We start from the raw sequence: 24,065 nt of genomic DNA, 5'->3' as shown, positions 1-24,065 counted from the left end.
ACCTAAGTTAGGTTGCGGTGGGGAAAGTATCGTCGCGGGCACTGAGATCCGGGAACCTGAACGATGAGCGACATGGTCCTCAGCGGTAGATTTATACCCACGCGATGGCCGCAAAAAGCCGGCCCTACGCGCCTGCCCGAAGCGTTCGCGCCACTACGCGGCACAAAAGGTTACTTTTTTTTAATATGCCGCAAAATCCACTTTCCTTTTGCCTGGGTAGCTCGTAAGCCGCCTGCGCGGCAACTGCAGCTGCCTTTGGCACCGCCGAAAACGGCAAGCAGACGCAATTTTGGAAATCAGTGAATCAGGGACCGAAATGCACGGCCACGCTCAGGACGTTATTGAAATAGTCGGGAAAGGCCGCGCGCCGCAGATCCTGCGCGGCCCCGATTCAATCCTCAAAGGCCGCCCCGACGAGCGGCTTTCCCGCGTCTTCGAAATGCTGGTCGATGTCCATGGCCCCTCTCCTGCCGTCATCGACAATGGCCGTGTCTGGACCTATCGGGAGATGGACGCTCAAGCCAACCGTTTCGCTCGACTGATCATCGAACGTGGCGTTAAGCCGGGCGACCGCGTGGCGCTGCTTCTTGATCGTTCCGCCGAGACCTATATTACCATCCTGGCCGTGATGAAGGCAGGCGCCGCATTCGTTCCGCTTGCGCCCGCTTTCCCGGAAGAGCGCATGGCGCTGATCGTCGAGGATGCCGGTGTCAGCCTCGTCATCACCGTTCCCGACTATGCAACGCGCGCGGCGGGGCTTTCCGTGCCTCACGTCGTTATCGACGGGAACTATTCCGAGATCGCCGGATATGCCGACACGCCACCGGACGTGGCAGCGACGGAAGACGAAACCTGCTATATCCTCTATACCTCGGGGACGACCGGCCGGCCGAAGGGCGTTGCCGTACGCCATCAGAGCATCTGCAACTTCGTGCGCATCGCCGCAGAGGCCTATGGCTACCGTCCGGGTGACCGTGTCTATCAGGGCATGACCATCGCCTTCGACTTCTCGACCGAGGAGATATGGGTACCTTTCGCCGCAGGCGCTACCGTGGTGCCTGCGCCTGGTCGCATGACCCTGGTTGGCGAGGAGCTGGGAGATTTCCTGCGCGCCAACGCCATCACCTGCATGGCCTGTTCGCCAACGCTGCTGTCTTCGATCGAAAGCGACGTGCCGACGCTCCGCGCCATCCTGGTGGGTGGCGAGGCCTGTCCGCACAATCTCGTGACGCGCTGGTCGAAGGAAGGGCGGCAGATCCTCAACACCTATGGCCCGACGGAAGCAACCGTTACCGCGACCATGGGATACCTGACGCCGGAGCGCCCGGTGACCATCGGCGCGCCGCTGCCGACCTACTCCATCGTCATTCTCGATGCGCAGTCGCCAAAGCTTTCGGAACCAGGTGAACTCGGCGAGATCGGCATCGCCGGCATCGGCCTTGCGGTCGGCTATCTCAACCGCCCCGATCTGACCGAACAGAAATTCATCCCTGACTTCGTCGGCCTGCCCAACAATCCCTCGCAACGAATCTACCGTACCGGAGATCTCGGCCGTATCAACAGCGACGGGGAAATCGAATATCACGGCCGCATCGACACGCAGGTCAAGATCCGTGGCTACCGCATCGAGCTCGGCGAGATCGAGGCGGTTCTGCTCGACCAGCCCGGCATTGCCCAGGCCGCAGTCACCACCTGGGAGATCGAGCCCGGTCGCGTTGAGCTCGTCGGCTACTATGCGCTAAAGATCGGGGTCGATGCCATCGCCCGCGGCGATCTTGCCAAGGAACTGCGCCGCCGCCTGCCCGACTATATGGTCCCTGGGTTCCTGGAAGAGTTGCCGGCGCTGCCGATGACGGTTTCCGACAAGGTGGACACGCGCAAGCTTCCCAAGCCGGCCAGCCTGAGGCTCGGCACAGAACGCAAGGAAATTCTGCCGTCAACCGCCGACCAGCGTTTCATGACGGACGCGCTGCGAGAAGTGCTGAAAATAGACGACATCTATGTCGAGGATCACTTCTTCGACGATCTCGGCGCCAATTCGCTGCTGATGGCCCGCTTCTGCGCCAAATTGCGCACGCGCAAGGAGTGGGCGACCACCTCGATGCGCGACATCTATATGCATCCAACCGTCGCGGCCCTCGCGCAGCATCTGCACGGGCCCGAAGAAGAAGTGGTGGCCGTCGAAGAGACATGCCTCACGCATCGCGCCTCGAACTTCGCCTATTGGACCTGCGGCATAGGGCAGCTCGCCTTCTATGGCCTCTACAGCTATTTCAGCCTTTGGCTGCTGAATTACGGCCTCAACTGGGTCTACGATATGCTCGACGACCCGGTGCAGCTTTATCTGCGCTGCGCAATCCTGTCGGCGGGCGTCTTCTTCGGCATGTCCGGCTTTGCCGTGCTCATGAAGTGGCTGCTGATTGGACGTTGGAAGGCGGAGAGTTTCCCAATCTGGGGCTTGCGCTATTATCGTTTCTGGGTGGTACAGACTCTCATCCGCACGGCGCCGGTCGTGCTGTTCCGCGGCAGCCCGCTCTACAGCCTCTACCTACGCATGCTCGGCGCGCGGCTCGGCCGCAACACCACCATCGAATGCCGCACCATTCCGGTTTGCACCGACCTGATCTCGGTCGGCGAAAACTCGATCCTGCGCAAGGAATCGACGCTTCTCGGCTACCGCGCCCAAGCCGGCTATATCCACACGGGTTCGATCGCCATCGGCCGCGATGCTTTCGTCGGCCTCGGCTGCGTCATTGATATCGACACGTCGATCGGTGATCGTGCTCAGCTCGGTCACGCCTCGTCGCTGCGAAGCGGCCAACATATTCCCGACGATGACCACTGGCACGGCTCGCCCGCGGTCTCGACCTCGGCGGACTATTGCAAGGTTCATGGCGTCACACTTTCGAGAACGCGCCGTATTCTCTACGATACCGTGCAGCTCATCACCATGTTCGCGCTCGTCACGCCATTTCCGCTGCTGTTCCAGACCTATTGGCAGAATGTCAGCGACGACTACCAGGAAACGATCGGTATCGTCGCCATCGGCACGACCATCACGCTCTTCGGCGCCATCGTGCTGGCAATCATAGCTGCGCTGGCTGTGCCGCGTCTTTTCAGCCTCGTTCTCAAGCCCGGACGCACCTACAGGCTCTATGGCTTCCATTTCTGGCTGCAGTCGATCGTCGAAGTGTGCACCAACATACGCCTCGTCAACCTGCTGTTCGGCGATAGTTCGGCTGTGGTCCACTATATCCGGGCGCTCGGCTGGAATCTCAATGAAGTCGTGCAGACAGGCTCGAACTTCGGCAGCAACCAGCAGCAGGACAATCCGTTGATGTGCGAGATCGGTAGCGGCACGATGGTGTCGGACGGCCTCTACATGATCAACATCCACAAATCGGCCTCCACGTTCCGGCTGGAACACACCAAGGTCGGCGAACGCAACTATTTCGGCAACAACATCTTCTATCCGCCGGATGGCAAGACCGGCGAGAACTGCCTGCTCGGCACGAAGGTCATGGTGCCCGTCGACGGCGTGCTGCGCGAAAATGTCGGCCTGCTCGGCTCCCCGCCCTTCGAAATTCCGCGCATGGTCAAGCGCGATATGGAACTGATCCAGGGGGTCAGTGACGAGGATCGCCGCGCTCGTCTGCCCCACAAGAATCGCCACAATTTCGCGACCGCGCTGATGTTCGTCGCCACCCAGTGGGTAGCGCTGTTTGTGACGCTGACGATCTGGGACCGGGCGCTGAATTACTATACGGAATGGGCACAGACGGCGCTCTTCGTCGCAGTCGTGCTGACGGCGGGCCTGACGATACCCTTCTATATTTTTGTGGAATGGGCGAGCCTGGGCTTCCGTCGCCTTCGGCCGCAGATGACGACCATCTATGACATCACCTTCTGGCGGCACGAGCGGCATTGGAAGCTGGCCGATTCCCCGATCGTGCGCCTGTTTGCCGGTACGCCTTTCCGCCCGATGATCCTACGCGCGCTCGGCGTTAAGGTCGGCCGGCGTGTCTATGACGGCGGTTCAAACCTGACGGAACGCTCGCTGGTGGAAATCGGCGACGATGCGACGCTGAACGAAGGCTGCGTCATCCAGGCGCATTCCTTGGAGGAAGGCGCCTTCAAGTCGGACTACATCCGCATCGGCAACGGCTGCACGCTCAGCCCCGCCGCCTTCATCCACTATGGCGTGACCATGGGTGACGGCTCGATCGCCGATGTCGACTGCTTCGTCATGAAGGGCGAAATCCTCGAGCCGTACTCGATCTGGCGCGGCAACCCTGCCAAGCTGCATTCCTTCGTCAGGCCGGTCGCCGACGCATGAGCGGCCAAGCGCCCCTCCGCGCGGCGGAAGTGGCGCTGCTCGCGGAAATGACGAAGCTGGCACCATCTGGCGTCCGCATCGGTTGCCGTTCGATCCGAAACGGCGATGAAAATCTGCTGCTGCCGGAAGAGTCGCGCAGCATCCTGTCGCGCCAGCTTGAAGCGCGACGTGCGAGCGGCGCTGCACGCGTGATTGCCCGACAATTGCTGGCGCAAGTGGGGATTGAGAACGCCGTTATCAAGCGCGCGACTTCGGGCGCCCCCCTCTGGCCGCCCGGTTTCGTCGGCTCCCTCGCCCATGACGACGTGATAGCCGTCGCTGCCGTGGGACGAAGGACCGAGGTTCTCTCGCTTGGGATCGATGTCGAGCCCGCAGAGCCTCTGCCCGAGGAGGTCGCCGCGATCGTGCAGACCGCTGGTGACGCCCTTGTCGACGTCGACGGGCACCTTGCGTGTCGCCTGCTGTTCGGTGTCAAGGAGGCCGTCTACAAAGCCAGCTATCCGCTTGATGGTATCGTTCTCGGCTACGAGCATATCGCCGTCGACCTCAAGGCTCGCAATGCGGTGACCACGGGCGGCCGCAAGGTGCGGTTTTCGTTCTGCCTTTTCCCTCGGATCGTCGTTCTTGCCGACGTGCCGCTGCCATAGCAGGAGCCGACAATCGCTCCATTCCCGATGTCATGAACTGGCAGCACTGGGATGGCATGATCGCCAAAACATTGAATAGGATCGGAGGGGCTTGGGGCTCGGCTCGGAAAGCCGCCACCTACTGCGGAGAGGTTGAACTTTTGGATCGGCCAAATATAGCGCCCCAATTTCGCCTTACGGTTTTATTTCAGTAGTGATGCTCGCTAGCGCGATTGTCGGGTCCTGGAAGTGGATCTCAGATCGCCAGCGAACGAGACAAACTACGGCACTATTGCCGGATCAGCTATCGCAAATTGGAAAACGATCATGACCGAACAGCCAACTTCGGCCTCAGAAATCTCCCTGCGCCGCGTTACCATGGCAACCGTCGGCGATATCTGCGACTTGAGCCTGACGCTGACTGCAGTCCAGCGCGACAAAGTCGCGGACAACAGCGTTTCCATCGCTGAAGCACATTTCTCCGAAAATGCGTGGTTCCGCGCAATCTACGCGGATGACACGCCGGTGGGCTTCGTGATGCTGCATATCGGCTCGGACTACGATGTCATCGATTGTCCAGGCGCTTTCCTTTGGCGCCTGATGATCGCCAGACCTTATCAGCGCATGGGCTTCGGCGATAAGGCGATCGCACTTGTCGTGCGCGAGATGAAAGCGCGCGGATTTGCCGAATTGTTCACCTGTTATGTCGTCGGCGAAGACAGCCCTGAAGGCTTCTACAAGCGTCTCGGCTTCGTGCCGACAGGCGAGGTTTTTGAAGATGAGATCGAGTTGGTGCTGAAATTCTGTGCATAAACCATGCACCGCCTTCTATCCGCGAAGGTGATCAGCTCGATGCTTGTCGGCACGACCCCATCAGAAGGGCAGCGACTTTCCGAAGATGCATTTGAAGACACAACGTGCAACTAAATTATTGCACGTTGTGTCTTCTCAATGTTAAGCTGTCTCCGACAATTGCCCAAAAGGAGACATGTCAGCATGTTTGACCGCATCGAGAAACAGGTCGTGCTGCGTGCGTCGATCGAGCGTGTCTGGCGCGCCATCACCGATATCGAAGAATTTTCGCAATGGTTCGGCGTCAAGCTGAACGAGCCCTTTGTCCCCGGACGGGCCATAACAGGCACATTCGAGGGAGAGTTCGACGAGCAGGCCCTGCGGCAATATCAGGCCTCGCTTGGCTTTGAACCTACCGGCATCCGGCAGATGCCGCGGAATATCGTCTTCTGCACCGTCGAACAAATGGAGGTACCCCGATCCTTCAGCTTCCGCTGGATCCCCTACGGCATCGATATCGACTGCGATCCGGCAAAGGAAACGCCGACGCTGGTTGAGTTCCGGCTGGAGCCCGTAACGGAAGGAACCCGACTGACGATCACCGAATCCGGCTTCGAGGGCATACCAGCCCATCGGCGCCAACGCGCCTTCCTGATGAACGACGGAGGCTGGGCCGCACAGGCCGAAAACCTGAAGCGCCATGTCGAACGGGCGTGAGCGCGATCTGGCCGATATCTTTGCTGCATTGGGGGATACCACGCGGCTCGCGCTCGTCATGCATCTTCTCGCCGTCGGCGCGCTGTCGGCCACCAATCTGGCGGAAGGACAGGCGATCAGCCGGCAGGCGATCGTGAAGCATCTGCAGGTGCTGGAAGCAGCCGCACTGGTGACGCACCAACGCCGGGGCAAGGAGGTGCTTTACGCACTCGATGGCAGCCGTATCGCCGAGGCGCGAGCGTTCCTCGATGCGATTTCGTCCGGTTGGGACCAGGCGCTCGGCCGCCTCAAGTCACTGGTCGAGTCAACATGAGCTCGCCTCCCCGGACCACACGAAAGACCACAAACCGTACACCAGCTAATGGAGACCGACCTTGAAGGATATCCTTACCTTCCTTATGTTTTCGGCAGACAATCACGGTCAGGCGAGGGCGGCGATCGATTTTTATGTTTCGCTCTTTCCCCAATCCCACATCGAGCGGCTCGACCTCTACGGTCCGGGCGAAGGCCCGCCGGAAGGCACGGTCAAGACCGCGTGGTTCACCCTGAATGGACGCCGCTACATGGCGATCGATAGCACTGCGCCGCATGCCTTCAGTTTCACGCCGTCGATGTCGCTCTTCGTCGAATGCGAGACGGAGCGGGAAATCGACCAGTTGCACGCCGCCTTGTCGGACGGTGGGCAGGAGTTGATGCCGCTCGGCGACTATGGCTTCAGCCGCCGCTTCTGCTGGTTGAACGACCGCTACGGCGTCTCCTGGCAGATCAATCTCGCCTGAGAGGCCATTTGAAACCGTACGCCGAGAGCCAGCTCCAGGAAGCCGGCTCTCAACGTCTTGGCGATGGCATGCTGCATGGGCGAAATCAAAACCCGCCCTGCAGGGAGCGGGTCTTGGAGATCGCGACACGGCTTAGGCCTTGGCGTGCTCCCGTCGCAAGCTGCGAGCAGCTTCGACCATATTGACGAGCGCCGGCTTCACCTCTTCCCACTTGCGGGTTTTCAATCCGCAATCCGGGTTGACCCAGATCTGCCGATCTTGCAACCGCTGACGTGCCAGGGACAGAAGGTCCATCATCTCCTTGACCTCGGGAACACGCGGCGAATGAATATCGTAGACACCGGGGCCGATCTCGTTCGGGTACTTGAAGTGCCGGAAAGCATCCAGCAGGTCCATCTTCGATCTGGATGTCTCGATCGAGATGACGTCGGCATCCATCGCGGCAATGGCATCGATTATCTGATTGAACTCCGAGTAGCACATATGGGTGTGCACCTGCGTCCTGTCGGCAACGCCGCTTGAACAAATGCGGAAGCTTTCCACGGCCCAATCGAGATAGTGCTTCCAATCCTTGTGCCTGAGCGGCAATCCCTCACGAAGGGCCGCTTCGTCGATCTGAATCAATTTTGCGCCTGCCGCCTCGAGATCGTTCACCTCATCGCGGATGGCAAGCGCGATCTGCCGGCACGCCTCGCTGCGCGGGATGTCGTCGCGGACGAACGACCAGTTGAGAATCGTCACCGGTCCCGTCAGCATGCCCTTGACCGGCTTGTCGGTGAGCGACTGCGAATATTCCCACCAGCGCACGGTCATCGGCTTCGGGCGCGACACGTCGCCGAAGATGATCGGCGGACGGACATAACGCGAACCGTAGCTCTGCACCCAGGCATGCTGGGTGAATGCAAAGCCGCACAGCTGTTCGCCGAAATACTGCACCATGTCGTTACGCTCGAACTCGCCGTGAACAAGCACGTCGAGGCCGATTTCTTCCTGCCAGCGAATGGTGGTTTCGGTTTCTTGTCTCAGGAAGGCTTCATACTGCGCGTCCGTCAGCGCGCCCTTCGAATGCGCCGAGCGGGCCTTGCGAACCTCGGAAGTCTGCGGGAAGGAGCCAATTGTTGTCGTTGGGAACAGCGGGAGCTTGATTGCTTCCGACTGGATCTTCTGGCGATCGGCAAACGCGCCGGCGCGCTTCTTTTGATCGTTGCCGATCGTTGCAATGCGGCTCTGCACCGACGCATTCGTCACCTTCGACGAGGAGGCCCGGGCTGCGATCGCCTTCGATACGGCTTCGATTTCCGAAGCCACCACAGCCTTGTCACCTCCAAGCGCCTTGCCAAGCACGGAAAGCTCGGAAAGCTTCTGCGTGGCGAAGGCCAGCCAGCTCTTCAGATCCGCATCAAGATCCGTCTCCAACTCCAAATCGATCGGAACATGTAGCAGGGACGAGGACGACGCAATTTCAATGCCGTCCGTGCCGCGGGCCGCAACGATCGGCGCAAGCTTGTCGGCAATCGCGGCAAGATCAGCGCGCCATATGTTACGTCCGTCGATGATGCCGAGCGACAACACCTGATCCTTGCGAACGACCTTTGCGACATCATCGAGCTGGCCGGGCGCGCGGGTCAGATCGACATGAAGTCCGGCAACCGGCAGATCGGCGAGCGCGATGAGATTATCCGCAAGAGCGCCGAAATAGGTGGTCAGCATGATCTTCAGATCCGGCATGGCCTTCGTAAGCGCCTTGTAGGCAACCGAGAAGGCATGGCGCTCGCCTTCGGTCAGGTCGAGGACAGCGATCGGCTCGTCGAGCTGGACCCAATCGGCGCCGGCAGCGACAAGGCGGCGGAGCAACTCTTCATAGACCGGCAGCAGTTTTGACAGCAAGCCAAGCGGCTTGAATGTTCCGTGGCGAGCCTTAGCGAGCTTCAGGAAGGTAACGGGACCGAGAATGACGGGGCGCGTGTGAACACCGAGCGCCTTTGCCTCGAGAAAATGATCGACGGGCTTCTGCGACGTCAGCACGAAGTCCTGCTCCTCCGAAACCTCGGGCACCATGAAGTGATAGTTGGTATCGAACCACTTGGTCATTTCGAGCGCCGGCGTGCCCTGGCCGTGATGGGTGTGGCCACAATCAGCAGAGCCGTCGCCCTCACTACCGCGCGCCATCGCGAAGTAGGTCGACAGGGGAACGTCGCCGCCCCTCCAACTGTAGATGGACGGGATCGCTCCGACCATGACCGCCGTGTCGAGCACGTGGTCGTAGAAAGAGAAATCATTGGAAGGGATGCGGCTGATGCCGCGATCGCGCTGGAGCAACCAATTGCTCGCCCGGAGCTTCCTAGCGGTCTCAAGCAACTCGGATTCGGGAATCTTTCCAGACCAGAAGCCTTCGAGCGCGAACTTGAGCTCACGATGAAGACCAATCCTTGGAAAGCCAAGTGATGCGACTGAAATGCTGTTCTGTGACACTGTCATACCCCATTTGGTTGGTGGGGGCATGGGTTAAGTGGACGCGTGCGGGTACAGTCCCTTGGAGACCTTCGCAGCAACCACCGGGACACCCCGCCCGTGGACGTTATTTTGTCCTGGCAGGTCTCCTGGCTCACGGGTCGTCGCCCTTGTCCGTCTTCCCAAGGCTTATCGCCTTAGTGACATCGGTGGACAGTAGCTCGCCGTTTACAGTTGCGGGGGCAGCCCCGGTATTGCCGAACTCTCGGCGCACCGGATTCCCTCTTAGCTCTGACGCGGACAGGCCACCCCAGAGAACCATGACACGCCAATACTCACCAACGGCGCCTCAAAGTCAATAGACATAAACAAATCTTTATATGTTTATCTCATTAAGGCGTCGGGCGCGTGCAAACAAGGATAAACCTGCCATAGACGAAGGTCCGCAGCTTGTTTCTCAGATTTGCGTTCTTCCGCTGTGCCTTCGCGATGGATGAATGTGACTGCAATTCAATCTCGGCAAAGCCAACAGTTTCCATAATCGGCGCAAGCACGTCTGCGTGCAGGCCGTCGCCGAAGGGCAACGCCTCCATGATACGCGCATGGCGGCGGCTGAGCGCGCCGTCGTAATTCCTGTCGGCGCCGCAGATGCGATCGATCAGCGCAATCAGCATCGTGGCGATCCGGCCACCCAGTTTCGGCTGCGCCCAATCGCCATCGAAAATGACCAGACGCCCTCCCGGCTTCAACAACCGGAACCATTCTCTGAACGTCTCTTCCGGCCGCGTCAGCGTCCAGACGAGGTGGCGACAGACGATTGCATCATAGGCCTCATCCGGCTCCATCGTATGTTCTGCATCGGCAAGCAGAAAGCGAAGGCGCGCCTTGCCCGCGTGTTTCCTGCGCGCAACAGCAAGCATCGCCTCGGAAAAATCCAATGCGGTCACGTCATGGCCGAGATCGTGGATAAGCTGTGTTACCTCGCCGGTGCCGCAGGCAAGCTCCAGGACCTGCTTTGGCTGCAAGCCGAGGGCCGTACGGATGGGCTTCTGCCAGGCGTCGGCCTCCGCGCCGCGAGCGATCTTGTGGCCGAAGGCGAGGTCGAAAGTCTCCGATCGCTTCGACCAATAATCGCGGATTTCTTCCTTGAGATCGAAATTTGCGCCATCCACGAGGTCAGCCTGCCATATATTGAATGTTGCAGCGGCCATGGACCGACGATTTCTGAACATGCGCGCGCACGCCGAAAACCCGTTCGATCAGCTCTTGCGTCAGTACCTCTTCCGGTGAACCGGCCGCGACCACCTCACCCTTCTGCAGAACCGCCAGACTGTCGCAGAACATCGCCGCCAGATTGAGATCGTGCAGGGCGACGACCGATGTGACATCGAGCTTGGAAATCAGGCCGAGAATGTCGAGCTGATGCTGGATATCGAGATGGTTCGTCGGTTCGTCGAGCAGCAATTCGCTCGGTGTCTGCGCCAGTGCTCTCGCGATGTGGACACGCTGCCGCTCGCCGCCGGACAAAGTCTGCCATAGCTGCCCCGCCCGATCCTGCATGCCGACGCGGGCGAGCGCATCCAGAACCGCCGCATCATCGCGGACACTCCAGGACGAGAGCGGACCGCGATGCGGAGTGCGCCCAAGGCGAACAACATCGATGACGGTCACCTGTGTATCGGTTGTTGCCTGCTGTTCCACCAATGCGATGCGGCGGGCAATGTCACCGCGCGAGATCGACGCAATGTCGCTGCCGCCAAGCCTGACGACACCGCTCTTCACCTTTCGCAGCCGGCAGACCAGCCGCAACAGGCTCGACTTGCCGGAACCATTCGGCCCCAGCAGACCGAGCACCTTGCCCTTTTCCACCGAGAGGCTGATGCCGTTGACGATGAGCGTATTGCCGGCGGCGAAGGTGACGTTGTCGACCGCGATACTCATGCCGTCCTCCGGGCGCGATAGAGAATGATGGCGAAGGCGGGAGCGCCGAACAAAGCAGTCACGACGCCAATCGGCAGGATCTGCTGGGGAATGATGATCCGGGAAACAATGTCGGCAGCAACCATGAAGATCGCGCCGCCGAGCGCGGACGCTGGCAATAGCCGGTCATGATTGGGGCCGACCAAGAAACGGGCTGCATGCGGAATGACGAGCCCGACAAAGCCGATCGAGCCGACGATGCTGACAACCGCCGCCGTCATGAAAGCGGTCGTTCCCAGAAGCACGATCTGCGCGCGGCGCACGGCGATGCCGAGCGAAGCCGCCGCGTCGAATCCAAAAACGAAAGCGTCGAGCACGCGGACATGCGCCATACAGACCACGAAGCCGATAATCGCGATCGGCCCAGAGAGATAGACATCCGGCCAGCGCACGCCGCTCATCGAGCCGAGAAGCCAGAACATGACGCCCCTTGCCTGCTCCGCGTTCGCGGACGTCGTGACAATGTAGGATGTGAGTGCATTGAAGAGCTGCGAGCCGGCAACCCCGCACAGGATGATGCGCTCACTTGTTCCGCCGACACCGGCTGCGAGCAAGCCGACAAACAGGAACGCGGCAACAGCGCCGATGAAGGCGCCGCCTGAAAGCCCCAAAATGCCGTAGCCGAGCCCGAGGATCATGATGCAGACCGCGCCGGTGGAGGCGCCTGCGGAAATGCCAAGCACATAGGGTTCCGCAAGCGGATTGCGCAGCAGGGCCTGTAGGATCACACCGCTCAGCGCCAGCGACGCCCCAGCGCTTGCCGCAACGAGCGCACGGCTAAGGCGATAATCCCAGACTATGCCCTGATGTATCAGGCTAAGCTCGAAATCCGTCCCGAACAACCGGTTCGATACGGCCTTGGCCGTCGTCGACAGCGGGATGGAGATCTCGCCGATCGAGACCGCAAGGCTGATCATGAAGGCCAAAAGGAAGAATGCAGCCATGGTGAGCGCCAATAGCGCCCACCTGTCTCGCCGCTCCGTGATCAGACGCATATTTAACGCGCCAGACCGAAGGACTTGATGCCCTTGGCCAGTATCTCAATGCCGTCGATCGTCCGGATAGTCGGGTTCATCGATTGCGCATCCATCATGACGAAATGCTTGTTCTTGACGGCGTCGAGCTGGCCTGTGACCGGGTCCTTCTCAAGGAAGGCGAGCTTGACTTTCGGATCGTCGGCAGCATAGCGGCGACGGTCCATCGTCGCGATGACGATCACGACAGGATTGGCCTGTGCGATGGTTTCCCACCCGACCAGTGGCCATTCCTCTTCCGTCGTCACGACATTCTTCGCGCCGAGCGTTTTCAGGATATAGGCCGGAGCGCTGTTCTTGCCGGCGATATAGGCATCGCCGCTGACTTCCTTGCTGGAGAACCAGAACACGATCGGAAGGTCCTTAGCCTTTGCGCCGGCAATCGATGCGACAGCATCCGCCTCGCGCTTCTTCAGATCCGTAACCAACGCGTCGCCGCGATCCTTGACGTCGAAGATCTGCGCGAGTTCATTGATCTCCTGATAGACGAGATCCATTGTGAACAGTTCCTTGCGGACACCGTCGCCGCCCTCGGCGTTGATCTTGGCGACGCAATCGGTCGGAGCGACGTAGGTATTGATGCCAAGCTTGGAGAATTGATCGCGCTTGCCGACAGAGCCCTGTGTGCCGACATGCCATTCGAATTCGGCAGCGACAAGGTCCGGCTCCTTGCCGACAACGGATTCGAAACTAGGGTCATTATCCGCAAGACGCGGGATCTTGCCGTTGGCCTCCGCATATTGCGGCAACACAGGACCGACCCATACGGCGGTGCCGGCGATCTTGTCAGCAAGGCCAAGCGACAGCAGGATCTCGGTCATGCCCTGACCGATGGATACGATCTTGGCGGGGGCCTTCTGAAAGGTAACTTGCTGGCCGCAATTGGCGAGCGTGAGCGGATATTGGGTAGCCGCGAAGCCGGAGGCGGCAAAGCCGGTCAATCCAAGTGCAAAAGTAAAGGTCGTCAAAAAATGGCGCATGAAAGGTCTCGATCGGAATGGGAAATTGGCGGCGTCGGCGCGATTGCGCTCAGACGGACCGCCCGTTGGGGAGATTCCAATCAAGGCCGAAAAACGCCTGGTAATGTCGAAGGCTCAGGTCAATCATTCTCTGTCCTTTCCGGGCATCCCCGCCCGGGTGATTGGATCGTGATCGACGGCAGGTCTCCTGGCTTGCGAATATCTGACGATCATCTGCCTTCCCGCGATTGTGGTCGCAGTGGCACGGCCCTCAAGCCTTCGAAGATGAACAGAACCCTGTTCACGTCCGGATGATCGGCAATCCGCTTACAGTTGCGGGGGCAGCCACGGTCTAGGTCCCTTTTGGGTCGTCCTCACCGTGTTCCCTATTAATCCCCGCGGAGTCTTCCTTGGGGAACCGTCGTATCCAGTTAAGCCGGACGACCAGTTCCGTCAAGAAGACAGCGGTACAAACAAGGCCGGGAACGCGACACGGCGAAGTTGGCGGAAGGACGCTCAGATACAGCCCTATGCGGTTTCCGCGAGTTCAACGCGGTTTCTTCCACCGGCCTTTGCGCGGTAAAGCGCTTTGTCGGCTGCTTCGAGAACATATTTGAAATCCGTCGATGGCTCAAAGGAGCAGGCAATGCCGATGCTGGCAGTGACATGGACGGTCTCCTGCCCGAACATCAGAACCGTTGCCTCGATATCGTTGCGGATCTTCTCGGCAACGATGCCGGCGGCGCGCATATCCGTATTCGGCAGCAGCACGACAATTTCCTCGCCGCCATAGCGGGCGGCTATGTCGGTCTTGCGCACCGTCCGCCGGATCACGTCCGCCACCCGGGCCAGGACGGTATCGCCGAAAGTGTGGCCCCAATTGTCGTTGATCTTCTTGAAATGATCGATGTCGAGCATGATGATCGAAAAAGGAACCCGCCGCATCCCGGCTTCCTTGCTGCAGCGATCGCCTTCCCGCTGCAGGACACGGCGGTTCGGAAGTTGAGTCAGCGGATCGAGCGTGGCTTCGTTTTCGAGCGCGCGCTGAATACCGATGCGGTAGCTTTCTTTCTCAAGCAAGTCCGACAGTAACATGACGCCGAGGATGTTGACGATCGTCACCGGCAGCGCCGCCGAGATCAAAAGTTCGCGCGTGACGGACCATGGCAGGAAAACGAGAACGACGAGAGACGTCGTCGTCGCAAGGCCGAACAGAGCCGAGCGCCTCCATCCGGTGCCGGTCAACTGTCGCGGCAGAAGCGTCAGAACATATCCTGCGGTCGCGACGATCAAAATGCCGGCAACCCCGCTTACGGCTCCCAGGCCACCGACCAAATAGCGAAAGATGGCCATCATGAAGGCGGCAACGACAGTGCCGACGATACCGCCATAAATAGGCGTGAGAACGAGCAGGATCGAGCGCCCATCCTGAATCACACCGGGCATGAATCGAATGGGATCGCTCATCGATAGAATACCGCCGAGACCGAAGAGCAGTCCGACAGCGACAGATTTCAGAATGCCGCGCTCAATAGTCCGGGTGACCAAAGAATAGGCGTAGACGATGATCGCTACCTGCCCCAGAACACGCACCAGGGAAGGCAAGTGCGTTTGAATTTCCATCAACGTTCCCAATCCTCGCGCGAGGCCAAAGCGAACGGCCCGGCCACGCCATAGTCGAAGTCAGAATGAAATACCAAAAAATCTCTACGAGATGGTTTATCACGCCTCTCGGCTGCCCAAGAAACGACTGCACCTTTTGGATTGCTACAGGAAATGATGATCATCGCGATGACAGAATTTTCAAAAAGACGCCCTCCGGTATCCCGGCATTCAGTGCGTGCGACCTGTAGCACCCAGGGCCACGGATTTCCCAGACACCACGCCTAGAGAGAACAAACAAGCTTATGGAAAACAGACGAAGAGTTGGTTGAGGTGAATGATTGACCTTTTTGAAAGCGGCGGCGACCAAGCCTATCTGGAGTTTTACGCAGGATGGTCAAGCACCCCCGCTCAATTAAGAGGTCGAACGACGCGATCCGTGCTCGACGGGAGCGGGTGGCTGGCAACTCAAGGGCGGAAAGGCGTTAAGTTGCTTGGCGGTAAGTGCTTTTGTTATTTTCCTCTGCTACAGTCCGCATGGAAACATGGCAATCGCCGGCACAGGGACAGTCGGCCGACGCAGCGACGATGACGCGGACTGGCGCGGATACGCATCTTGTCTCGCTATCGCCGCAACCCCGGCCAGTTCATGAACCATGCGCCTGCCGTCAACTGTTGGGAGGCGCGAGCCTCCAAGGGGAACTCTGGAGGCGACTGTATGTTGCGAACGCTTCGTGTTGTGATTGGCATCGTGATCGTTGGAGTGCTCGGTGTCCTGTTATGGTTTGCCACGAAGCCTCCGCCACTTATTGTACAGGGTGAAGTTTCAGCCAATCGTGTTGATATCAGCCCGCGGGTTTCGGGGCGGGTTACCAAACTCAATGCCGATGTCGGCGATAATGTCGAGCGCGGCGCAGTCATCGCCGAGCTGGAGAGCCCGCAGCTGACCGCCGCCCTTCACATGTCCGAGGCGGCACTGTCGGTCGCTGAGGCCGATCTCGTCAGGGTCAACAGCACTCGGCCGGAGACGATCGCAGCCCGTCAGGCAGAGCTGGCCGCTGCGGATGCGGATGTGACACTCTATCAGGAGGATGCTGGCCGTCAGGGCAGGCTGATCACGACAGGGGCTTCGACCCAGGCGCGCGTCGACGAAACGGCCCGCAACCTCGAAGCCGCCATCCGCAAGCGCGAGTCGGCCGAGGCCAATCTGCAGCTGGCCGTCGCCGGCGCGAGCAAGGAGGAAAAGGCCCTCGCCGCCGCGCAGGTCGAGCAGGCAAAAGCCTCGCTTGGCCAGCAGCAGACCAACGTCCATGAGCTGACCATCGTCGCGCCGATTTCCGGCCAGGTGACGACGCGCGTCGCAGAGCTCGGCGAGAACTTTTCCACAGGCGCCCCGATCTTCTCGCTGATCGACCTGCAGAACCCGTGGTTCACCTTCAATCTTCGCGAAGATCTGCTGAAGGGCCTGAAGGTCGGTGACGGTTTCGACGTCACCGTGCCCGCACTCGGCGAAGACAAGATCCCGGTGAAGGTGACCATGATCAATGCCCAGGGGCAGTATGCCACCTGGCGGGCGACACGGGCGACGGGCGATTTCGATCTGCGCACCTTCGAGGTCCGCGCAACCCCGGTAAAGCCGGTTCAAGGTCTGCGTCCCGGCATGAGCGTCATTGCATCCTGGCCGCCGGCAGGGCACTGAGATGATGGCGAAAGGGCGGTTACGTCCCGGTTTCCTGACAGTCTTCAGACGGGAATTCGACCATTTCCGGCGGCGCCCGTTCCTGCTGTTCCTGACGACCGTGCTGCCGCTCCTGCTCATGGCCGTGCTTGCCGCCGTCTTCAGCGCCGGCCTTGCCACGAAGCTGCCGATCGCCGTGCTTGATCTCGACAACACCGATCTTTCAAGAACGATCATCAGGACGGTCGACGCCACGCCGGATGCGGCCGTCGCCCGCAATGTCAGCGATCTCGCCGAAGGGCGGCAGCTGATCCTGTCCGGCAGCGTTCACGGGCTTTTGATGCTGCCGCACAACCTTGAGCGTGACGTCTTTTCCGGGCGCCGCCCCGAAGTCGTCTTCTTCTACAATACCCAAACGATGACGACGGGCAATCTGACGCTGCGCGGCGTCAGCGCCGCCGTGCAGACCGTCGCTGCCGGTATAAGGCTGTCGCTGCGAACTTCGCAGGGCCAGCCTCTCGACGAGGCCGAAGAGCAGCTGGCGCCGATCCCGGTGCAGGTCACTCCCCTGTTCAACCCATCGCTCAACTATGCGCATTTCCTGCTCGCCGCCCTTTTGCCGAGCGTGCTGCAGGTCATCATCGTCACCACCATGGCCTATGCAGTCGGCCTCGACGTCGAAACCAGCCATCGGCTGCGCATCTTGAGACGCCTCGGCGGCGGATTGTGGCCGGCGATGGCGGGCAAAATCCTCCCCTATACGCTGCTGTTCCTGGTGGTGCTCGGCATTGCCGACTGGGTTCTCTTCAGCCTCTTGGGCATGCCGCTTCGCGGCGACCGCTACCTGCTGCTGGCGTGCGGCATCCTGTTCGTGCTGGCCAACCAGCTTATCGGCACGCTGCTGGCACTGCTGCTGAAGCCGATGGCCAGCGCCATCAGCATCGGCACGCTGTTGATGGCGCCCGCCTTCGGTTTCATGGGGATCGGCTTTCCGAGGATCGGCATGAATGCCTTTGCCTATTCCTGGGGTGAGATTATCCCCGGCACCTGGTACATGACGGCGCGCATCGATCAGACACTGCGCGGCACACCCGTCTATCTGTCCCTAAAGCCGGTTGCCGTGCTGCTGTTCATGGTTGTGCTGTTGGCAGGCCTGACGGCCTTGCGGCTGGAGGCGATGCGGGCGCGGCGGCTACGCGAACGCGAGCAGCCGATCGCACCTGAACCGAACACGTCTGGGAGAGCGGCCGGATGAAGGATATGTTGACGATCTGCCGCATCGAACTGAAGCGCGTGCTGACCCTGAAGCCAGCCTTTTCCGTGCTTGTTGTCGCGGCGATCATCTATGCCGTGCTCTACCCGCAACCTTATCGCACCGAAGCCCTGCGCCACGTGCCGATCGCCATCGTCGATCTCGATGGCACGGATAGCAGCCGGGATCTTGCACGCCGGATCGATGCATCGCCTGATGTCGCAGTCGGCGGCGTCTTTCCCGACCGACCAAGCGCCGAGCGCGAGGTCTATGCCCGCAACCTCTCCGGCCTTCTCGTCATTCCCAAATATTTCGAGCGCGACCTGCTGCACGGCCGGCAGTCGCCAATCGCGCTCTATGCCGACGCTAGCTACTTCCTGATCTATCAACGCATCTCCGGCGGCGTTTCTGCGGTCGCAAAGACCATGGGCGCCACGATCGAGACGGCCCGGCTTGTCGCCGCCGATGTCGATCCCCGCGTGGCCGCCGCCGCCGCGGATCCGATGCCGTTCACGGCGGTGCCGCTGTTCAATCCGCAGGGTGGCTATGCGACCTATATCCTGCCCGCCGCCTTCATCCTGATCATGCAGCAGACGCTGCTGATCGGCGTCGGCCTGCTCGGCACCTACAGGAACGATGCGATCGGGACCGGGCCTACGGCCTCAATCGGGCCGGTGGCCGTCGTCATGGGGAAGCTGCTCGCCTATCTGATCATGGAGGCCGTCATCGCGCCGTTCTATCTGATCGCCATTCCCTATCTTTACAACATCCCCCGCCTTGGCACGCCGCTGTCGATCTTCATCTTCGCCCTACCCTTCGTGCTCTCGGTCAGCGCGCTTGGCCTGGTCATCGCCAGCCTGTTCCGCAGCCCGCTCACGGTGCAGCTCGTCTCCGCAGCTCTCGGCATCCCCTTCCTGTTCCTCGCCGGCTTCTCCTGGCCGACCGAAGCAATACCGCCCTTCCTGCACGCCGTCGCCACCATCCTGCCCAGCACCTCCGCCATCAACGGCATCGTCGCAACCGCACAGCTCGGCGCGCCCCTCCACGACCTGAGATATCCCTTCCTCACCCTCTGGATCCTCGCAGCCCTCTACACAGCAATCGCAATCTTCCTCCAAGCCAGGAGCAAACATCGCCTCGCTCAGAATGCATGACGACGGTACGCAGCCGGCTTTGACACGGCTGCCGGAGATGAGAGTGAGGGGTTAAATCCGGCGACAGGAATTGCCGGGGACGAATTTCGGTGTCAGCACGAAATCCTGCGGCGACTCGACTGCGCCTTGAGGACTGGTGATGCGGTGCATGAGACGTCTTGCGATGATACCGCCAAGCGCCAATGTATCCTGCACTACCATGGTGATGCGTGGCGTGATGACCGAGCTCCATTGCACGTTGTCGATCATGGCGAGCGAGATATCCTCGGGACAGCGAAAGCCCAGTTCCTGCATGGCCTGCAGGGCCGAAAGCGCAACCGTATTGTTGGCGCCCAAAATCGCAGTCGGGCGCTCCGGCTGGATGAGTAGACGCATCGCCGCCTCATAGCCGGCCGTGCGGGTGAACTGTCCATCCACGACGAAGTTGGGATTAACCTCTACACCGGCATTTGCCATCGTATCGGTAAATCCCCGATAGCGTTCCGTCGCGGTATGCATATGGCTCGGGCCAGTGATAAAGGCAATGCGCCTGTGACCGAGCTGGAGGAGATGCTCTGTCAGCATCGCGCCGGCCAGATGGTTGTCGGAACCGACGAAATCGCGTTCGATGCCGGCAACCTTCTGGTCGAAGCAGACAATTGGCACACTCAGGCCGGCGACGAAATCGAGATAATTCTGGTCGTGCCCAGAGGGCGCAAGCGCCAGGCCTGCGGTCTTGAGGCCGATCAGATGCTCAACCATCGCTCTCTCGCGATCCGTCTTGCCCGAGGAGTCCGTGACGACAACAAAATGTTCGTGATCGAGTGCATAATTCTCCAGCTCACGCCGGATATCCCCGAAAAACGGATTGCCTACATTCCCGACCACGAAGCCGATCATGCGGCTGCGACCGCGCGCCAGGCTTTGCGCAAGCGGATCGGCAACGAAGCCGACGGTGGCAATCGCCTGCCGGATTTTCTCCAATGTCTTCTGACTGACTCGCGCCGGATTGCTTAGAGCCAGCGACACCGTCGAGACGGATACGTCAGCGAGTTTGGCGACGTCGCGAATAGTTGCCATGGATTTTTCGAACCGTTTCTATCGCCGATGACCTTCCGGTTGAAGGTATTTCTTTCGATGAATCTTCGACGCAAATCTAGCATTTGCTGGCTACTAAGCAATATGCCGAAAGAGGTTTCAACAGCGAGCTTGACATATAGTGTGATCGATTCAATGATAGAAATCGAACCGGTTCGATTGAGCAGCAAATCCTGGGAGGATAGTGTGAGCGACGCAGCGATCAGTGGCGGCCAGAATTTGGCCGATGGCAAGGCATGGTTTGGACGTGACCGCTTCGGCATGTTCATCCACTTCGGACTTTACGCCCTCGGCGCACGCCATGAATGGCTGAAAAACCGCGAGGAATTCACCACTGAAGCCTATCAGAAGTATTTCGACAACTTCGATCCCGATCTTTACGACGCCCGCGAATGGGCGCGCCGCGCACGCCAGGCCGGCATGAAATATGTCGTTCTCACAGCAAAGCACCATGAAGGTTTCTGCCTTTGGGACAGCAAGGTGACCGACTACAAAGTCACCAATACGCCTTATGGCAAGGATCTGATCGGCCCTTACGTCGAAGCGCTTCGCGCCGAAGGCTTGAAGGTCGGCTTCTACTACTCCCTGCTCGACTGGCATCATCCGGACTTCCCGATTGACGCGCATCATCCGCAGCGCAATCATCCGGACGCGGCCAAACTCAATGAGGGCCGCGACGTCAGGCGCTATGCCAAATACATGCGCGATCAGGTGGCCGAACTCCTGACGAACTTCGGCAAGATCGATGTCATCTGGTTCGATTTCAGCTATCCCCGCCGCGTCTACAAGGGCCTACCCGGTAAGGGCCGCGCCGAATGGGAAAGCGACGACCTGATGAAGCTGGTGCGTCAGTTGCAGCCAGACATCATTGTCGGTGACCGTCTCGATCTGCCGCGCGACGCCGACCACATGCCGGATCTGGTGACGCCGGAACAATATACCCCGCGCGTCGCTCCGACCGTCGCCGGCCTGCCGGTGCGCTGGGAAGCCTGCCACACCTTCAGTGGCTCCTGGGGCTATTACCGCGACGAGACAAGTTGGAAGGACGCCGGCCAGCTCATCAACATCCTCATCGATACGGTTTCGCTCGGCGGCAACCTTCTCATGAATGTCGGCCCGACCGGCCGTGGCACCTTCGATGCCCGCGCCATCACCGCACTCGACGCCTATGGCGAATGGATGCGGCTGAACGGCCGCGCGATCTACGGCGCCGGCCCTTCCGCCTATAAGGCGCCGAGCGGCTGCCGCTTCACCCAGAAGGGCAATCGGCTCTATCTGCACATCCAGACTTGGCCGTTCCGCCACATCCACATCGAGGGACTGGGGCGGAAGGTGAAGTATGCACAGTTCCTGCACGATGCCAGCGAGCTTCATTGGCTCGACCCGGATGCCGAGGTCGATTCCAATATCGGCGTCGCCGTCGGCGAAGGCATCCTGACGCTTGAACTGCCAGTTCTGAAGCCCGACGTCGTGACGCCGGTCATCGAGCTGATCCTGAAAGACTGAAGGAGATTGCAGAGCCCAGCCCCGGTGCCATCATGAGCCGAGAAGCCGAACTCATAGCCGCGATGACCCCTCTGATCGCCGATCTGGCGGAAGACGGCGGCGGCGCCGTCGCCCTTGCCGGCTCGCGTGGCAAGGGACGGTCGGATGCGCAATCGGATTTCGATTTCCGCGTATATGCCGACGCCTATCGGGGGCCGGAGGTTCGCCAAACCGCAGCGTGGCGGCGTTTCGATGCCGCGCTGCGAGGCTGGCAGACCGAGGGTATTCGAATGGATGGAGTCTGGATGCGGCGCTACGCCGGCGTCCAACGCGATCTGGACTCCTGGCTTGCCGGTATCGTCGTGCCTAAAAGCTTCGAATGGACGATCTGGGGCTACCATCTGCCGACGGACCTTGCGAGCCAGCAGATCATCGCCGATCCACGTGGTCTGCTGGCTGGCTGGAAGCGACAGCTGGCGCAATATCCGGAAGCGCTGAGGGCCTCGGTCCTCAGCCAATACATGGATATTCTGCGCTACTGGGCCAAGGATTATCACTATGAAAGCAAGGTCGTTCGCCGCGATCTCGTCTTTCTGGTCGGGCTGACGGGCAAGCTTGCCAATGCCATCCTGCAGACCGTCTTTGCCTTCAACCGGGTCTATTTTCCGGGTGATGGCTGGAATTTGCCCATGGCAGCCGAACTCGAACGACTGCCGCCAGACTTCCTCCAGCGCATGACCGGCATTCTGGAGCCGGGGCAGGATCCGGATTTCTGGCGGCGCCAGCGAACGGAATTGATCGGCCTCATTGCCGACCTGGAGGCGATGATCGCGACCTGAACCGGCCGCAAGACCAAACCGGAGGGGAGCGTCCGGAGTGTGATGAACATCACTAACCAAAGTCATTCAGGAGGAGGAACCATCATGAAGCGTTCATTGATTTTTGCCGCCGCCCTTGCGGCGAGTTCGCTATCCGGCATCGGCGCGCAGGCGCAGGATGCTCCCGTGACCCTGACCTGGCAGATGTGGGGAGCGCCGAACGACGCGGAGCTCTGGCAGCAGCTGGCGGACCTGGTCACGCAGCAATATCCCGACATCAAGGTCAAGCTGCAGCTCTCCGGCTGGACGGACTACTGGACGCGCCTGCCGGTCTTGGCGGCATCGGGAGAAGTGGCCGATATCGTCTCGATGCAGTCGATGCGCATACCGAATTTCTACTCTATCCTGACACCGCTCGACGACTACGTGACAAAGAGCGACGTAAAGATCGCCGACTTCGAAACATCGATTATGGCCGGGCTGTCCCGTGATGGTAAACTCTATGGCCTGCCCTATGACGTCGGCCCGTGGATGGTCTTCTACAACCGCGACAAATTCACCGCCGCCGGGCTGAAAGAACCCGCCAAGGATTGGACCTTCGACGACTTCAAGGCCGACGCCAAGGCCCTGACCAAGGATGGAACCTATGGTTACGGCACCCAGGCCTTCGATTTCATTGCAGGCCCTGTCGCGCTCGGTGCCGACTATTTCAATGCCGATAACGAATTCGACCTCACCAATGCCGGATTTGTCGATGCGTTCAGCAGATATGCCGATCTCACCTCCAAGGACAAACTCTCGCCCGTCTTTGCTTCCGCCGCCGACGCCTCGGCCGCAAGCGGCCGCTTCGCCTCCGGCAATGTCGCCATGTATATCGACGGCCCCTGGTCGTTGATTACCGGGCAAGCTAACGTCAATTTCAAGATCGGCATCGCGCCGCTGCCGCGCGGAACGGGACCCTCGCGTTTCCTCACCGCCGGTTCCGGCTGGGGCATTTCCGCCACCAGCCAGCACAAGGATGCCGCCTTCAAGGCGTTACAGGTGCTGACTGGTCCGAAGGCAGCGGAAATCCTCGGCGCGGCCGGACGCGCGCTGCCGGCACGGCTCGCACAGCAGACGTCCTGGTATGACGGCGCTGCCAAGAATGTCGCCGGTACGCGCGACACGCTGGAATACATGTTCGCCCACACCACACCGTTCCGTATCAACGAGAAATGGAACCAGTTCGAAAATCTGGTGATGCAATATGTACCGCTGGCGCTAACGGGAGACTCCAAACCCGCAGGCGTGCTCAGCGACATTCAGAGCCAGCTTCCATAGACCGG

General features: G+C 60.2%; 19 protein-coding genes and 2 riboswitches. Of the genes, 12 read left to right on the top strand and 7 right to left on the bottom strand.

The genetic code is table 11. From position 1 onward, the window contains the following. Nucleotides 1–316 precede the first annotated feature (316 nt). The 6 genes from QD461_RS09405 (at nt 317) to QD461_RS09380 (ending at nt 7,250) form a co-directional block, all read left to right on the top strand. A complete protein-coding gene (locus tag QD461_RS09405; RefSeq protein ID WP_414087496.1) occupies nt 317–4,336 on the top strand; it encodes a Pls/PosA family non-ribosomal peptide synthetase in 4,020 nt (1,339 codons plus the stop codon). After that, complete coding sequence (locus QD461_RS09400) at nt 4,333–4,983, top strand: 4'-phosphopantetheinyl transferase family protein (RefSeq protein WP_414087495.1); 651 nt, start codon at nt 4,333–4,335, stop codon at nt 4,981–4,983. The genes QD461_RS09405 and QD461_RS09400 overlap by 4 nt, the downstream gene beginning before the upstream one ends. 306 nt (nt 4,984–5,289) lie before the next feature. After that, complete coding sequence (locus QD461_RS09395; RefSeq protein ID WP_414087494.1) at nt 5,290–5,775, top strand: GNAT family N-acetyltransferase; 486 nt, start codon at nt 5,290–5,292, stop codon at nt 5,773–5,775. Nucleotides 5,776–5,958: 183 nt separating this feature from the next. Then, nucleotides 5,959–6,471 (top strand): SRPBCC family protein, encoded by a 513-nt coding sequence (locus QD461_RS09390; RefSeq protein WP_414087493.1) that lies wholly within the window; start codon nt 5,959–5,961, stop codon nt 6,469–6,471. Then, entirely contained in the window at nt 6,455–6,784 is a 330-nt protein-coding gene (locus tag QD461_RS09385; RefSeq protein ID WP_414087491.1) for an ArsR/SmtB family transcription factor, read from the top strand. Before QD461_RS09390 ends, QD461_RS09385 begins: the two co-directional genes overlap by 17 nt. 61 nt (nt 6,785–6,845) lie before the next feature. Then, nucleotides 6,846–7,250 carry a VOC family protein gene (locus QD461_RS09380; RefSeq protein ID WP_414087490.1) on the top strand — a complete coding sequence of 135 codons (405 nt, stop codon included), beginning with the start codon at nt 6,846–6,848 and terminating at the stop codon, nt 7,248–7,250. A 132-nt stretch (nt 7,251–7,382) separates the two neighbouring features. Here the strand turns inward: QD461_RS09380 and metE are convergent, their stop codons facing one another. The 6 genes from metE to QD461_RS09350 all read right to left on the bottom strand — a co-directional run bounded on the left by metE (nt 7,383) and on the right by QD461_RS09350 (nt 15,297). After that, nucleotides 7,383–9,728 (bottom strand): 5-methyltetrahydropteroyltriglutamate--homocysteine S-methyltransferase, encoded by a 2,346-nt coding sequence (metE, locus tag QD461_RS09375; protein WP_414087489.1) that lies wholly within the window; start codon nt 9,726–9,728, stop codon nt 7,383–7,385. A gap of 94 nt (nt 9,729–9,822) precedes the next feature. Beyond that, nucleotides 9,823–10,039: riboswitch (cobalamin riboswitch) on the bottom strand. 54 nt (nt 10,040–10,093) lie between these two features. After that, the gene (locus QD461_RS09370) at nt 10,094–10,873 is read right to left on the bottom strand and encodes a class I SAM-dependent methyltransferase (RefSeq protein WP_414087653.1); all 780 of its coding nucleotides are present in this window, start codon (nt 10,871–10,873) and stop codon (nt 10,094–10,096) included. A 4-nt stretch (nt 10,874–10,877) separates the two neighbouring features. Beyond that, nucleotides 10,878–11,642: an ABC transporter ATP-binding protein gene (locus QD461_RS09365; RefSeq protein WP_414087488.1), complete on the bottom strand. Its 765-nt coding sequence runs from the start codon at nt 11,640–11,642 to the stop codon at nt 10,878–10,880. Next, nucleotides 11,639–12,676 carry a FecCD family ABC transporter permease gene (locus QD461_RS09360; protein ID WP_414087487.1) on the bottom strand — a complete coding sequence of 346 codons (1,038 nt, stop codon included), beginning with the start codon at nt 12,674–12,676 and terminating at the stop codon, nt 11,639–11,641. Before QD461_RS09360 ends, QD461_RS09365 begins: the two co-directional genes overlap by 4 nt. A gap of 2 nt (nt 12,677–12,678) precedes the next feature. Beyond that, nucleotides 12,679–13,695, bottom strand: coding sequence for an ABC transporter substrate-binding protein (locus QD461_RS09355; RefSeq protein ID WP_414087486.1), 1,017 nt, complete (start codon nt 13,693–13,695; stop codon nt 12,679–12,681). Between the two features lie 159 nt (nt 13,696–13,854). After that, nucleotides 13,855–14,112: riboswitch (cobalamin riboswitch) on the bottom strand. Between the two features lie 90 nt (nt 14,113–14,202). Further along, complete coding sequence (locus tag QD461_RS09350) at nt 14,203–15,297, bottom strand: GGDEF domain-containing protein (RefSeq protein ID WP_414087485.1); 1,095 nt, start codon at nt 15,295–15,297, stop codon at nt 14,203–14,205. Nucleotides 15,298–15,994: 697 nt separating this feature from the next. Between QD461_RS09350 and QD461_RS09345 the strand changes: the two genes are divergently transcribed. Genes QD461_RS09345 through QD461_RS09335 form a run of 3 tightly spaced genes read left to right on the top strand, consistent with a single transcriptional unit; the run spans nt 15,995 to nt 19,360 of the window. Next, entirely contained in the window at nt 15,995–16,975 is a 981-nt protein-coding gene (locus tag QD461_RS09345) for an HlyD family secretion protein (RefSeq protein WP_414087484.1), read from the top strand. 1 nt (nt 16,976) lies between these two features. Next, nucleotides 16,977–18,209 carry an ABC transporter permease gene (locus tag QD461_RS09340; RefSeq protein WP_414087483.1) on the top strand — a complete coding sequence of 411 codons (1,233 nt, stop codon included), beginning with the start codon at nt 16,977–16,979 and terminating at the stop codon, nt 18,207–18,209. After that, complete coding sequence (locus tag QD461_RS09335) at nt 18,206–19,360, top strand: ABC transporter permease (protein WP_414087482.1); 1,155 nt, start codon at nt 18,206–18,208, stop codon at nt 19,358–19,360. The genes QD461_RS09340 and QD461_RS09335 overlap by 4 nt, the downstream gene beginning before the upstream one ends. 51 nt (nt 19,361–19,411) lie before the next feature. Here the strand turns inward: QD461_RS09335 and QD461_RS09330 are convergent, their stop codons facing one another. Further along, nucleotides 19,412–20,419 (bottom strand): LacI family DNA-binding transcriptional regulator, encoded by a 1,008-nt coding sequence (locus QD461_RS09330; protein WP_414087481.1) that lies wholly within the window; start codon nt 20,417–20,419, stop codon nt 19,412–19,414. A gap of 204 nt (nt 20,420–20,623) precedes the next feature. On the opposite strand from QD461_RS09330, the gene QD461_RS09325 reads away from it, so the two are divergent. The 3 genes from QD461_RS09325 (at nt 20,624) to QD461_RS09315 (ending at nt 24,060) form a co-directional block, all read left to right on the top strand. Beyond that, nucleotides 20,624–21,943, top strand: a complete 1,320-nt coding sequence (locus QD461_RS09325; RefSeq protein WP_414087480.1) for an alpha-L-fucosidase — start codon at nt 20,624–20,626, stop codon at nt 21,941–21,943. A gap of 32 nt (nt 21,944–21,975) precedes the next feature. Further along, nucleotides 21,976–22,761, top strand: coding sequence for a DUF4037 domain-containing protein (locus tag QD461_RS09320; RefSeq protein WP_414087479.1), 786 nt, complete (start codon nt 21,976–21,978; stop codon nt 22,759–22,761). Nucleotides 22,762–22,845: 84 nt separating this feature from the next. After that, nucleotides 22,846–24,060 (top strand): ABC transporter substrate-binding protein, encoded by a 1,215-nt coding sequence (locus QD461_RS09315; protein WP_414087478.1) that lies wholly within the window; start codon nt 22,846–22,848, stop codon nt 24,058–24,060. Nucleotides 24,061–24,065 lie beyond the last annotated feature (5 nt).

This window comes from Rhizobium sp. BR 314 (assembly GCF_047445805.1).
Taxonomy (GTDB): domain Bacteria; phylum Pseudomonadota; class Alphaproteobacteria; order Rhizobiales; family Rhizobiaceae; genus Rhizobium; species Rhizobium lusitanum_B.
The sequence above is the reverse complement of the archived record's forward strand: the minus strand, read 5'-3'. Positions and strand labels throughout refer to the sequence as shown.